We start from the raw sequence: 13,019 nt of genomic DNA on the forward strand, positions 1-13,019 counted from the left end.
GCCACCTTCAACCGGACGGGTGCCAACCCGCCCCGGACGGTGCCCTCACCGTGGACGGGACAGCCGCCGTCACGCTGCTCCGATGCCCGCCGGAGGTAAGGAGCCAACGGCATGCAGGCATTTACATCTATGTGCCGACCGATTACGGTGATCCCAACTCGAGTACCCAGTGGGTTGCAACCCTCACAGAACGTAGCTGCCCCTGCCTACGCGCGGGCAAGCACCACGTGACACGGGAGATTTGCCTTGGGTTCCGACGTTCGACAGCCCTCATCCGGTCAGTCACCAGCCTCCTCTCACTCCGCCGCCGTTCAGCGGTCGCTGGGGAGCAAGCACCTCCGCCGACGCCCGCGCCCGCTCTTCATGGTGGCGGCCCTGGCAGCGGGGGCCCTCGTCCTCGGCGCCACGCCCCTCTGGGGGTCGGACCGCGCGGACCTCCTCGACAGCGCGGCCCTCTCCTCGACCCCCACCTACACCGTCGGCCTGCAGCCGCCGCAGGATCCGGGGCCGTTCCCCGGCAGCGTGACCCCCACGTCCCCCACCATCACCATCGCCGGCCAACGAGACGGCGAAAGCACGTTCAAGGTCGTCAAGTACGACCAGGTGCAGCCGAAGAACCCCGGCCAGATGGACTTCGACCACTACCACACCGGCATCGAGGTCCAATGGTGGTTGCGGAAGTGGGCACACGAACGTCCCGACATCGTCGACCTGCACATCGTCGGGGAGAGTTTCAGCGGCCAGCCGATCTACCAGGTGACCATCACGGACAAGTCCACCGGCGCGGACTCCGACAAGCCGGCGGCCTACTTCGAGGGAAACCGGCACTCCGGCGAGGTCTCGTCGGCCGAGAGCTCCCTGTGGCTGGCGCACCACCTCATCACGCAGGCCGGCCGCGACCAGAAGGTCGACAAGCTGCTCGACGAGAAGACCGTGTACATCCGTCCGGTCAACAACCCGGACGGGCACGACATGTACCTGTACACCGCCCAGACCAACCGGTCGACGGTGCGGCCGTACGACAACGACGGGGACGGCAAGCGCGACGAGGATCCGGGTGAGGACCTCAACGGTGACGGGTACCTGAGCCAGATGCGCCAGTACGTCGGCGCCGGCAAGGGGACGCACGTCGTCGACGAGCGGGACCCGGCCAGGAACGCCATGCTCAACATCGGCGCGGGCAAGGGCGACTACCTGATGTTCTCCGAGGGTACGGACAACGACGGCGACGGCCGCTACGACGAGGACGGTGTCGGCGGCTTGGACCTGCACCGCAACTACCCGTACAACTGGCACGTCATGCCGGAGGACGACGCCACCGACCGGAACCTGACCCAGGGCGGCGCCGGCGAGTACCCGTTGTCCGAGCCGGAGACCCGGCACGTCTACACCTGGCTGATGTCGCACACCAACATCGGCGTCGTCAACAGCATGGACACCCGGGTGCCCATGCATCTGCGGGGGCCCTTGACCTGCGACCCCGTCGAGTGCATGTACTCGACCGACCGCAAGCTCTACGAGCACTTCGACAAGGCGGGGGTCTCGTTCACCGGCTATCGGCATGCCGGGAGCGTCTACATCGACTACGCCACCCGCAACGGCGGCCAGCCGACGCCGCTGTTCGGGCATGGCCCTGACTTCGGCTACTTCCAGTACGGCGCCATTTGGTACGGCGACGAGATCTGGAACGGTGGTGACTTCACCGACTACGACAAGGACGGCAGGTACGCCGACTGGGAGCGGTCGCGGTGGTGCGCCGAGAACGGGCGGACGAACTGCTTCCTGCCGTGGACGAAGGTGGAGCACCCGAAGCTGGGGGCGGTCGAGATCGGCGGCATCAACCCGAAGTTCTGGTCGCAGAACCCTTCGGCCGATCTGATTGGCGGGTGGGCCACCAACCAGGCCCGGTTCAACCTGTATCTGACCGAGTCCCTGCCGCAGATCGACCTCAGCGACGTGAAGGTCAAGAAGCTCAAGGGCGCTCAGGGTGACGGAGCGACGCACGAGATCACGGCTTCGGTCCGGAACACCGGCCGCATCCCGACCGCTCTCGAGCAGGCGAAGGAAATCAAGATCGTCGCTCCGGACACCGTGAAGGTGGAGGGCGCGCGCGCCGTCGGAACCGCACCCCAGTTCTATCTCGACGGGGGTGACCGGCAGAAGGTCCGCCTGCGGGTCGTCAAGGCCGCCACCGACACCATCACGGTGAAGGCTGTCAGCGTCCGGGGAGGCCTGGACTCCGCGTCGGCGCGGCTGAACTGATCGCTCGAGAGGTCCCCGTCCCGCCGTATGGGGCGGGGACCTCGCCATGTCGTCCCACATCGGCGGCCGGTGTCCGGCGAGGAATACGGTGACCTGGTCGGATGGCTGGCGTGCCCGACGAGGACGACGAGCGACAGACCCGAAGCGGCGGACTACGGCTCAGGTTGGCTGTGGCTGCGGTGGTGGTAGCAGGTGAGGACGTCGCCGACGTGCTCTCCGAAGGCGGCGACGAGAGGACCCGGTCGGTCTTCTGCGAGTCGATGAGGAGCGCGGCCGCGTGGTGGACGACTTCGGTGCACTGGGCTGCTCGGCAGGGACTGATCGTGGACGCGGGACGATCGTCCTACGCGCGTGTGGTGGCCGAGCGCAGGAGCGCGCTCGGCCACCACGACCCACGTCAGGTCAGCGCTGACCCCCCAGGTACATCGCGTTGAACAGCAGCCGGTAGGTGCCGTGCCACTGGGCCCGGTGCTGCGGCTTGAAGCCGATCATCACCACCTGGCCGTCGCCCACCTTCGCGGTCACCACGGCCGCCTTGCCGCCGATGACGTCCTCGCCGAGGAGGAAGCCGCTCTTCAGCAGCTTGGTCTTCGGCCAGGTGGCCGGGTGCCGTTGCGTTGTGGGATCCACGGACACGTTGAACCCGTGTCGGTCCGGCGGTCAGATCGCCAGGGCGAGGGCGGCGAACGCCGCAGGCACCCGCGTTGCCGGCGGGGCGTCGACGGCGAGTTCGTAGTGTCCGCGGCGCAGGTTCTGCATGAACGCGTGTCCGGCGATGATGACCTGTGCTGTCTTGTCGGTTCGTAGCCCGCGCATCGGGTGAACCACTCGCCGCCGCACGGGCAGGCGGCGTCACCAGGGTCGGCGTCCTCGACGACGCCGACGGCATCAAGCATCAGCGCTAGTCACCGCACACGTGGCAGGTACGTTCGGGGCGGATCGGCTGGCCCACAGCATGGACAATCCGCTGGTGACGGCGCACGATAGACCGATGCCGCTCCAGGAGGGTTTTCGGGGGCAGCGGTTGGCCTCGGTGCCCCGTCCAATCGTCGCCGAGGCGCTGCGGCGCCCGATCACCGGGCGGCTTCTCGTCACCGACGCCGGGTACTACCCGTATGCCGCTGACCACCGGATGCTACGCCCTCGGGGCACGCCCGAGGTGGTCCTGATCGTGTGTGCCTCGGGCATGGGCTGGGCGCGGGTCGGGTCGGGCATGCATCGGATCGGGGCATGGCAGGCGCTGGTCATCCCCCGCGGCGTCCCCCACGAGTACGGTGCCGACGAGCACGATCCCTGGACGATCTGGTGGGCGCATCTGATGGGCTCCGACGTGTCGAATCTCGTGGACTGTATGGAGGCCACGATTGAACGACCCGTTGTGCCGGTGCGGGCTATCGGTCGGGCGGTGACGCTGCTGGACGAGATCGTCACCTGTGTCGAGCGCGACCAGTCACCCATCCGCCTGCTGGGCGCGGCGGGGACCGCGTGGAAGCTGCTGACGCAAATCAGCGTCGAAAGACTGCTTCCGGAACCGGGCGACCCGCTGCAGCGTGCCATGAGCTACTTGGCCGAGCGGCTCGACGGCAACGTGAAGGTGCCCGAGCTGGCGCGGCTGGTGGGGGTGTCGCCGTCGCATCTGAGCACCCTGTTCCGCAGGGCGACCGGAGGCGGGGTGTTGGCTCACCACACCGCGCTGCGGATGGCGAGGGCGCGGCAGCTGCTCGACACGACGGGTGCGACGGTCACCGAGATCGCGTCGGAGATCGGCTTCGACGACGCCTTCTACTTCTCGCGGGTCTTTCGGAAGCACCATGGGATGAGCCCGAGCGGTTTCCGCCGGCGCCACGCGGGCTACGACCTCGCGGATGCTGCCTTCGAGGTGTGACCGCACATGTTCGGTGGGATCGAGGGTCGGGGTTCGCCCGGATACCGGCGTGGCATCCGGACGAAACAGCAACGCCGGCCGTCGCCTGGGTCCGGCGTGGCCCGACCACGGTTCAGCCCTTCAAGCCGCTGCTCGCAATGCCGGAGAAGAACTGCCGCTGGAGCGCCAGGAAGATGAGGATGAGTGGCAGCGACGCGACGAAGGCGCCGGCCATGAGGGTCGGGTAGTCGGTTCCGAACTGGCCCTGCAGTCCGGCCAGACCGACGGTGATGGGCCGCCTGTCACCGCGCGGGGTCACGATGAGCGGCCAGAGCAAATCGTTCCAGGAGTAGAGCGAGGTGAGGACGGCCAGCGCCGCCATGGTCGGGCGGACCATGGGCAGCATGATGTACCAGAACGTCCGCAGGGCTCCGGCGCCGTCGAGTCGGGCGGCTTCTTCGAACCCGGCGGGGATCGACATGAACGCCTGCCGCATCAGGAAGATCCCGAAGGCCGAGAACATGCCCGGAATCGCCAGGGCGGGAATGGTGTCGAGCATCCCGAGGTCCCTGATGATCTCGAACTGCCCGATGAGGAACAGCTGGCTGGGCACCATGAGCATGACGATGAACAGCCCGAACAGGAGCTTGCGTCCGGGGAACCGGAGCCGGGCGAACGCGTAGCCGGCAAGCGCCGCGACGGCGAGCTGCCCGATGACGCGCAGTACGAGCGCGGACACGGAGACGGTGAGCTGCGCCCAGAACGGCACCGAGCCGAAGAACGTGGCGAATGCGCCGGTGGTCGGGTCCTCGGGCAGGAGCGTCGGCGGCATCTGGGACGCTTCGCGGTTGGACTTGAAGACGGTGAGCAACTGCCAGACGAACGGTGCCACCATGACGACTGCCGAGACGGCGAGAACGACGTGGATGACCCACTCGCCGTGGCGCGAGGCCTTGGATCCGGCTGCTGCGCGCTCCAGTCGCCTGCTTCGCAGGAACTGATCAGTCATAGAACACCCACCGACGTTGCAGGCGGAACTGGACGAGGGTCGCTGCCATGATCACCATGAGCAGCACGATCGCGATCGCCGCACCGTAGCCCTGGTCGAACTCCACGAAGGCCTTCTCGTAGAAGAGGTAGACGATGGTCTTCGAGTCGGCGAGCGCGGTGTTGTTGACGCTGCGGAGCATCACGAAGATCAGGTCGAACATCTGCAGCGCGGAGATCACGGTCAGCACGGTCACCAGAAACACGCTCGGCGACAGCAGCGGCAGGGTGATCCGGAAGAACTGGCGGACCCGTCCCGCCCCGTCGAGCGAGGAGGCCTCGTAGAGATCCTGCGGGATCGACTGGAGTCCAGCTCCGAGGATGATGAGGTTGATGCCGAGATTCATCCAGATGCCGACCGCACCGACCGCGTAGATCGTGAAGGTCGCGTCGGCGACCCAGTACTGTCCGGGGACGCCGACCATGGAGAGGACGTAGTTCAGCAGACCGAAGTCGCCGTTGTAGATGAAGCGCCAGACCATGCTAATTGCGACCGGCAGCGTCACGACCGGCAGAAAGAACAGGATCCGGTAGAAGGCGCGGCCCCGGCCGACCTGCTCGATGAGCGCGGCGAGCACGATCGCGACGGGGAGGCCGAGCAGCAGGATCGCGGTGTAGAGCGCCGAGTTGCGCAGGGCCTGCCAGAAGCGCCCGTCGCCGAGCAACTCGGTGTAGTTGTCGACTCCGGTGAACGTCCCGGGCCCGAAGGCCGGAACGTCCATGAAGCTCTTGCCGAAGGTGGTGAGGAACGGCCAGACGTAGAGCGCGACGAGGCCGATGAGCGCCGGGGCGATCATCAGGTAGCCCCACCCTGGTGAGGGCAGCAGCCCTCCCCTGCGGCGCTTGCGCTGCCGCAGGGGAGGATTGGGGATGTTGGTGGTCACTGCGCGAGGACCTCGTTGATGGCTGTGTTGTAGGCCCGGGCGGCGTCGGCAGCGGTCCGCTTGCCTTCCCACGCCGGGGCGAGGTACTGGGTCTCGAGGCCGGTCCACTTGGCCGCGTCACCGGCGATCGGCAGCGGCACCGAGTAGTCGACGGCGTCGACGAAGACCTTGAGGTTGAACTCGGGCATCGCGTCGAGCCAGCCCTGCTGAGCGCCCTGGTAGGCGGGCAGCACCGCGCCGCTCTTGGCCTGGATGACCGCCGCGTCCTTGCCACTGGCGAAGATGAGGAACTCGGCGAGTTCCTTGGGGTGCTTGGTGCCGGCGTATCCGGCGTTGAGGATGCCGCTGATCATGGTGGCCCGCTGCTTCGCCTTCGGCAGCGGCGCGACGCCGACGTTTGGGCGCAGCGTCTGGTCGCCGTAGAGGCGCTGGGCCCAGAAGGAGCCGGAGAAGTACATGGCGACCTTCTGGTCCATGAACATCTGCACCGCCTCGGTGTCCGAGAGCTGCTTGAGCGTCGGCGAGAGCCCGTCGGCGTGCATCTGGGTCCAGAACTGCAGACCGGAGATCGCCTCCGGGCTATCGACGGCGGCCTTGCCGTCGGCGCCGATCACCGTGCCGCCGGCCTGGTAGATGCTGTTGTAGTAGCCGCCCTGCCGGTCGATCGGAGCGGCGATGCCCCACACCCCGGCGGCGGGGTTGGTGAGTTTTCGGGCGGCCGCACGCGCATCGTCCCAGGTCCAGCTGTCGTTCGGGTAGGCCACACCTGCCTTGTCGAAGAGTGCCTTGTTGAACCAGATCCCGTTCGTGTCGAAGTCCTTCGGCAGGCCGAAAAGCTTGCCGTCGACGTCGTACAGGTCAAGGACGGCCTTGGGGTACGCGGCCAGGTCGACGCCCGCTGCCTTGACCGCGTCGGTGATGTTGAGCAGTTGGTTGCCCGTCGCGTAAGCGGGGAACTGGTCGGCGAGCATCCAGAACGCGTCGGGTGCGGTGCGTCCTGCAGCCCCGACCTGCAGGGTGGACCAGTATTCGGGCCACGGCAGGACCTGCACCTGGACATCGATGTTCGGGTGCTTGTCCTCGAAGGCCTTGGCGATCGCCTCCATGGCCGGCTTCTGGTCGTCGCTCCAGGTCGCGTAGCTCAAGGTGACCTTGCCGTCGCCTCCGGCGCTACTGCATCCGGTGGCGGCGAGGGTGACCAGCAGGGACGCGGCGGCGGCCCATCTCTTGCCGTTTCGCATGGTTTCTCCTTGGTGGGTGGTCGAGCGTCAGTGCTCGACCGGGGTGGTGGCGGTGTCGTGGTGGAGGTGGAGGCGACCCGACGCCCAGTCGACATGGGCCGGCTCCGGGTGGTTGGGCAGGGTGTCCGCGCGCAGGCTCAGCGTGACGGCGCCGGGGATACCGACGTCGATGTCGCGCGGAGGTTCGCCTGAGCGCACGTCGGCGTTGAACAGCTCGACCCCGTCCGCGTGCACGCTCATCCGGGCGGCGGTCCCGGGGGTTTCGTCGTCGATGCCGATGCGGGCGGTGAAGCGGCTGACCGAACCGCCCAGGTAGAGCTCGATCCGCGACGGCGTGGACGCGCCGAGCCCGTCGTCGAACTCGGTGCCCGCGATACCCATGCGGCGGCCGTCGCCCGGGTTGCCGCCACCGTTGGTCTGGTCGCGTTCGATCGGGCCGCTCTCGTTCTCGAACGCGAGCATGGTCAGCGCGGACAGGCGATGGGACCCGGGCATCAGGGGTCGGAACAGGCGGGCGTGCGCCACGATCGGGACGCCGTCCTCGCCCGGCGTCTCGACCGTGACCACGCCGGCCCGACCGGGTGCCAGGGCGGCGGGCGCATGGACCTTCCAGCAGTCACCGTCGAGGTGTTGCGCCGACCAGCCGGGCGGTAGCCTCAGGCGTCCGTGGGTCAGCAGGATGGCCGCGCCGTCCGGGCCGAGCAGTTGGACAGGCGGGTCCACCCGCGGGGCTGCCTGCTCGGGTCGCTCGACGGCCCGGTGCAGCCGGGCCCCACGGGCGACGACGATGGCGACGAAGCCGCCGTTGTCCGCGACGTCGACGACCAGCTTGTCGTTGACGGGTCGCCGGTGCGAGGCCAGGCCGCCCTCGGCACTGTCGCCGACGATCCACGCGTCGGCCGGCCCGAGCGCTAGCCGGTCGACTGGGATGGTGAGACGGCGCGCAGGCCCGGTGGCGATGCCGCCGATGAACCAGCGGTCGCCAGATCGGCGGGCGATGACGGCCTCGTGGTCGGGGTCACCGGCGAGCAGCACGGTCTCGTCCCATACGGGCCCCAGTTCCGCGAGGAACCGCGCAGCGTCCGGCCTGGCGAGGTAGACGTCGACGTCGTCAGCGAAATGGGTGATGCCGCACTCGAACGCCACGCTGAGCGCCAGCTCGTGACCGTCGCTCGTGCTCCGCCCCGGCGCGCCGAACGCGACCGGTGTGTAGTCCATCGCCCCGACCACGTTGCGGGTGAACGGTTGGATCACGTTGTGCGCGGCGGTCAGGGGCGTGCCCTGGTAGAAGACGTAGTACTCGCTGCCGCGAATGGCTTCGTAGCCGATGACCTGCGGCCAGGTTCGCGCCCATCCGCGCGGGATGACCGAACCGTGAAAGTTCACATGCAGACCGAGCTGGGCGGTCTCCGCGAGGATCGTGTCGTACCAGCGGTAGCGTTCCTTCGACTCGGACTCCATGAAGTCGACCTTGATGCCAGCGACCCCCCAGGACCGCCACAGGGCGAGCTTCGCCAGATTCTCCGGACCGTCGAGGTCGTGCCAGACCGCCCACAGGTGCACCTGGATGCCGCGGCGACTCGCGTAGGCCACGATCTCGGGAACCCACGTCTCGTCCCAGCCGCAGTCGATGAGGAGATGCTCCCAGCCGAAACGCGCGGCGATATCGACGAAGTGTCGCTGCCGGTGCAGATGGGCACCGGAGTAGAAGTCCGACCACCACGACCAGGCGGCGCGCCCCGGACGTACCCACCGCGTGTCCGCCGACGGGTCGGGTGCGGGCGCCAGTTCGTCGACGAAGCGGCTCTCGACGATCGCGGCGAGGTCGCCGATCATAAACACCCGCCAAGGGGTCACGGGACCACGCGTGATCTCGATCGACTCGTCGGCCAGCGCGAACCGCGCCTCGCCGTCATCGCGGATCTCGGCGTGGGCACCGCTGAAACGGCCGTCGATCGCCGCCTCGGTGAGCAGGAAATACGCCCCCGCCCGGGGCGAGCGGACGAGAAGCGGGAACCCGTAGGCGCCCGGCGGCAGCTCGGTGGCGTCAGCACCGAAGCGCGGCGTCTCGTACCAGGTCTGATAATCGAGCGCCCACACGCGGGCGTTGGCCTCGACGGTGAACCGGGTGCGGTCGGCGTCGAGCCGGCCGTGGCCCTTCAGACGGGCGAGCACGTAGCGGACGGCCACCCCGTCCACACTGGCCCGGACATGGATCTGCCACTCGAGCCCACTCGCGTGGCGCAGCTCGTGGACCGTCTCACGATGCGCGTACCGATGGGTTCCCGTCGCCTTGCCGGACCGGGCGGTCCACTCGTCGGTGATGTCGCGACAACGCGAGCGCAGGAGGACCGACCCGACGTCCAGGTCGACGCCACCGACGCGGATGCCCAGCCGGACCTCGTCGAGGACGGTTTGTCCGTCGCGCCGCACACGCAGGACGACGCCGTCCGCTCGCGTCTTCACCTCGGGCTCGACGCGCGGGGGCAGCGCCGTCGGGCCGATCTCGTTGACCACATCGTCTCCGTGCCGTGCGGGAACCGAGCGGGCGGATCCCTGCACGGCGGCTTCCGACGCTAGGCTCGCGGCAGCCCGCCGGGAATGTTCATTCGAACTCGAAGCCTGGACGATTCGCTTCTGTCTGGGGATCCCGCGTGGCAGTGAGACAGGTTTCAGGGTCCTTCGACAGGGACGATCAGCGCACGACGTACTCGCCAGTGACCATCGGCCGAGATCTTTTGGCGGTCTCGCAATTGACAGCGGAGGACGACCGACTGGGGCTCATCGAAGTAGCCACCGACCGAGGCGGGTTGTTCTGCAGACAAGGCCCTGTTGGCCATGGTGGTTAGAGATCAAGGCAGGCGAGCGCTCACCAGCGGGTACGTGGCAGCGAGGACACTCTCGGTCCGCCCATGTCCAGATCGGTGAAGCGGCCGTGGGGTCGGTCCGCTGTTGATGGTGAGCAAGGTGCCAACTCAGTGCGGCTCGCTGTTCGTCAACGTCGTACGACGCCGACTGCCTTGTTAGTCGATGTGCAGGCCGGCCTTTATGGCGCCGCGGGCGTCGAGGTAGCCGGTGATGCGGTCGACGGCGGCGGTGTAGAGGGTTCGGCGTCGGTCGATGGCGGGCATGCGCCCGATGGCGTCGGTGAGGTTGACGACGCGGATGGTGGGTTTGAGGGACAGCCAGATGGGGGTGGCCTGGGCGTGGGTGACGCGCCAGCGGTGGTTGGGTTGTTCGGTGAAGGTGAAGGCGGCGATGACGCCTTCCCGGTTGGCGTCGACGGGGAAGTCGTGGCGGGCGAGGGTGTTACCCACGCCGTAGGCGATCCATTTGTCTCCGACCTTCTCGAAGGGCTGCACGACGTGAGCGTGGTGGCCGATGATCAGGTCGATGTTGGGGTCGCGGATCAGTTGCCGGGCCCAGTGCAGCTGGTCGCCGCTGGGTTCGTGGACGTGCTCTTCGCCCCAGTGCGCGGAGAGCACGATGATGTTGGCTCCGGCTTTGCGGCTGGCTGCGGCTGCGGCCCTGATCGCGGCGACGTCGATCCGGTTGGCCAACCATTCCTTGCCCGGCGGCGGCTTCAGGCCATTGAAGTGCATGGCGTAGGACAGGTGCCCGACCTTGATCCCCTTGATCTCGTAGATCGTCGGTCGCACCCGCTCGGCCGGGCTGCGGAAGGTGCCGGTATGGCGCAGGCCGGCGGCGTCGAGGGCGTCGAGGTTGTCGTAGACACCCTGCTCGCCTTGGTCGAGGGCATGGTTGCTGGAGGTGGAGCAGCCGTCGTAGCCGGCGGTCTTGATGGTGGTGGCCATGTCGGTGGGCGCGCGGAAACGGGGAAAGTCCTGCGGGCTGCCGGGACCCATTGGTGCTTCCATGTGGCAGATGGCCAGGTCAGCGGCTGAGATGACGGGGCGGATGTCAGCGAACATCGGGCCGAAGTCGTAGCCGTCCCGTCCAGCCTTCTGAGCGTCGGCGCGGCCCTGCTGCCAGGTGGGCGGGTGCACGAGAATGTCACCGGACCCGGCGATGGTGATCTGTCGGGGATCCGCCTGCACGCCGGTGCTGCCCACGGAACGGGGCTCCCCAGCCAGCCGGTCGCGGATGGCGTCACCGCGTAGCGCCCACACTCCGGCCGGCAGGAGGGTGAGCGCGACGATGAGGATGATTCGCACAGCACGCATGAGCGTTCCTTAGAGCCGGATGACGCGGCGCAGCCGCTGGCCGAAGTACCCGGAGTCGATGACCCCGTCGCCGCGCACGTCGCCGAAGCTGGGACCGTCGACGGTGCTGCGGGAGGACACGAACCGCATCTCACCGTGCTGGTCCTTGCCGATGTAGACGCCTGAGTGAGTGATCAGGCTCGGGTCATCGTGCAACGCGAAGAAGACGAGGTCACCGGGCTGCGCGGCGGACAGCTTGGCGGGCGGTTGGCTCGGGGTGCGACCAGCAGCGACGAGCACCGATCGGGCGTAGGCGGCCATGCTGGCCGCGGTGCGGGGCAACCCGGCGACCGTGGTGTTGACCGGAGCGTTGAGCATGGGGAGCCCGAAGCGGTAACCGTAGACGAGTCGCACGTAGCCGGAGCAGTCGAGCTGCCGGTCCCACCGTTTGGAGGGCTTGACCCGGCCGGTGTCCGAGAACTTCCACGGGATCTCGAGGTAGTCGTAGAAGTCGGCGCCGTCACGCTCCTCGGCGGTGTGCACATAGCCGAAGCCGGCGTCGCCGATGTGGCGGACTCCGTTCTCGTTACGACCGTCGGGGGCGCCGGCGAGGTACTGCATCGCCGCGCCCAGCACGTCCACGGGTGGGCTGTCGTCCTCGATCTGGTCGAGCAGCCAGCCGGCGAGGTCCTCATCGAGGCCTGGCCGTGGCTGCCAGGGCCGAGGCGCGATCCGCACCCAGGACGTCGATTCGACCACCGCAGACGTGGCCTCCGGCTCAGTGAAGCGCCGCGGCGGGCCGGCGACGACGACGGTACGCGCACCCACGGTCAGGGCCGCGACCACGGCGCCGTCGCCGCGCCGGCGCACCTCGGTGCGCTCCGGCCCGTCGAGGTCGATCAGCTCGTAGCGCTGCGTCAATCGCTCGACCTTGTTACGCGCGCTGGCCGCGCGAGTCGACTCCGGCGATCCGGCAGTGGGCCTCGCCGGCGAGTCGTCGCGGACGGCCCACACGACGATCAGGGCGACGACGGCGACAGCGACAGCCGTCGCGCAGGCGAGGACCTTCCGGGACCTGGTCATCACAGCGAAATCATCAGCAGGGCGACGCCGCCGGTACCCGCGCTGACCACGCCGGTGGCGGCGAGCGTCTGCAGGGCACGAGGGCGTAGCAGCTGGTAGGTCATCAGCCCGGGAATGATGAACGACAGCGTGTCCCCGCCGAACAGGAACGGGTAGCGCAGGTGCAGCAGCACGAAGGAGGTGACCGACATGAACGAGGACACCAGTACCGCCACGGCGAACAGTCGCTTGCCGTAGAGGATGGTGACGCGCTGCAACACCTTCATGAAGGCGACCGTGACGGCGGTGATCGCCACGACGGTGAGCAGGCTACGGGCGTCCTCCATCGCGGTCAGCACCAGGCAGCCTGGCACCATTAGCCCGGCCGGCGAGACGTTGGTGACGAGGTAGCCGACAAGCCCGAACAGCAGCCCTGCGGCGATGATCACCGCGCCGAGCTCGGAGGACAGATCGAAAAGGGGCATAACGCTTCCTT

The 13,019-nt window shown here is 68.1% G+C and carries 11 protein-coding genes; 2 read left to right on the forward strand and 9 right to left on the reverse strand.

Annotation, left to right across the window (positions count from 1 at the left end; all coding sequences use genetic code 11):
• Positions 1-366: 366 nt before the first annotated feature.
• The gene (locus KBX63_RS04365) at positions 367-2,262 is read left to right on the forward strand and encodes a M14 family metallopeptidase (protein WP_210908408.1); all 1,896 of its coding nucleotides are present in this window, start codon (positions 367-369) and stop codon (positions 2,260-2,262) included.
• Positions 2,263-2,664: 402 nt separating this feature from the next.
• Here KBX63_RS04365 and KBX63_RS04370 read toward each other — a convergent pair whose 3' ends face one another.
• Complete coding sequence (locus KBX63_RS04370; protein WP_210908410.1) at positions 2,665-2,892, reverse strand: hypothetical protein; 228 nt, start codon at positions 2,890-2,892, stop codon at positions 2,665-2,667.
• A 30-nt stretch (positions 2,893-2,922) separates the two neighbouring features.
• Positions 2,923-3,078 carry a hypothetical protein gene (locus tag KBX63_RS04375; protein WP_210908411.1) on the reverse strand — a complete coding sequence of 52 codons (156 nt, stop codon included), beginning with the start codon at positions 3,076-3,078 and terminating at the stop codon, positions 2,923-2,925.
• A 175-nt stretch (positions 3,079-3,253) separates the two neighbouring features.
• On the opposite strand from KBX63_RS04375, the gene KBX63_RS04380 reads away from it, so the two are divergent.
• On the forward strand, positions 3,254-4,147 hold the full coding sequence (locus KBX63_RS04380; RefSeq protein WP_210908412.1) for an AraC family transcriptional regulator: 894 nt from the start codon (positions 3,254-3,256) through the stop codon (positions 4,145-4,147).
• A 112-nt stretch (positions 4,148-4,259) separates the two neighbouring features.
• On the opposite strand, the gene KBX63_RS04385 is transcribed toward KBX63_RS04380, so the two are convergent.
• The 7 genes from KBX63_RS04385 to KBX63_RS04415 all read right to left on the reverse strand — a co-directional run bounded on the left by KBX63_RS04385 (position 4,260) and on the right by KBX63_RS04415 (position 13,008).
• Complete coding sequence (locus KBX63_RS04385; protein WP_210908414.1) at positions 4,260-5,135, reverse strand: carbohydrate ABC transporter permease; 876 nt, start codon at positions 5,133-5,135, stop codon at positions 4,260-4,262.
• The gene (locus KBX63_RS04390; protein ID WP_307871608.1) at positions 5,128-6,057 is read right to left on the reverse strand and encodes a sugar ABC transporter permease; all 930 of its coding nucleotides are present in this window, start codon (positions 6,055-6,057) and stop codon (positions 5,128-5,130) included. The genes KBX63_RS04385 and KBX63_RS04390 overlap by 8 nt, the downstream gene beginning before the upstream one ends.
• Positions 6,054-7,298 carry a sugar ABC transporter substrate-binding protein gene (locus tag KBX63_RS04395; protein ID WP_210908415.1) on the reverse strand — a complete coding sequence of 415 codons (1,245 nt, stop codon included), beginning with the start codon at positions 7,296-7,298 and terminating at the stop codon, positions 6,054-6,056. Before KBX63_RS04395 ends, KBX63_RS04390 begins: the two co-directional genes overlap by 4 nt.
• A gap of 27 nt (positions 7,299-7,325) precedes the next feature.
• Entirely contained in the window at positions 7,326-9,815 is a 2,490-nt protein-coding gene (locus KBX63_RS04400; RefSeq protein WP_210908417.1) for a glycoside hydrolase family 97 catalytic domain-containing protein, read from the reverse strand.
• A gap of 506 nt (positions 9,816-10,321) precedes the next feature.
• Entirely contained in the window at positions 10,322-11,482 is a 1,161-nt protein-coding gene (locus KBX63_RS04405) for a CapA family protein (protein WP_247661628.1), read from the reverse strand.
• A 9-nt stretch (positions 11,483-11,491) separates the two neighbouring features.
• Entirely contained in the window at positions 11,492-12,544 is a 1,053-nt protein-coding gene (locus tag KBX63_RS04410) for an NlpC/P60 family protein (RefSeq protein ID WP_210908418.1), read from the reverse strand.
• Positions 12,544-13,008 carry a poly-gamma-glutamate biosynthesis protein PgsC/CapC gene (locus tag KBX63_RS04415; protein ID WP_210908420.1) on the reverse strand — a complete coding sequence of 155 codons (465 nt, stop codon included), beginning with the start codon at positions 13,006-13,008 and terminating at the stop codon, positions 12,544-12,546. The genes KBX63_RS04410 and KBX63_RS04415 overlap by 1 nt, the downstream gene beginning before the upstream one ends.
• Positions 13,009-13,019: the final 11 nt, after the last annotated feature.

The sequence above is a fragment of the Micromonospora sp. U21 genome, from assembly GCF_018070045.1.
Classification (GTDB): domain Bacteria; phylum Actinomycetota; class Actinomycetes; order Mycobacteriales; family Micromonosporaceae; genus Micromonospora.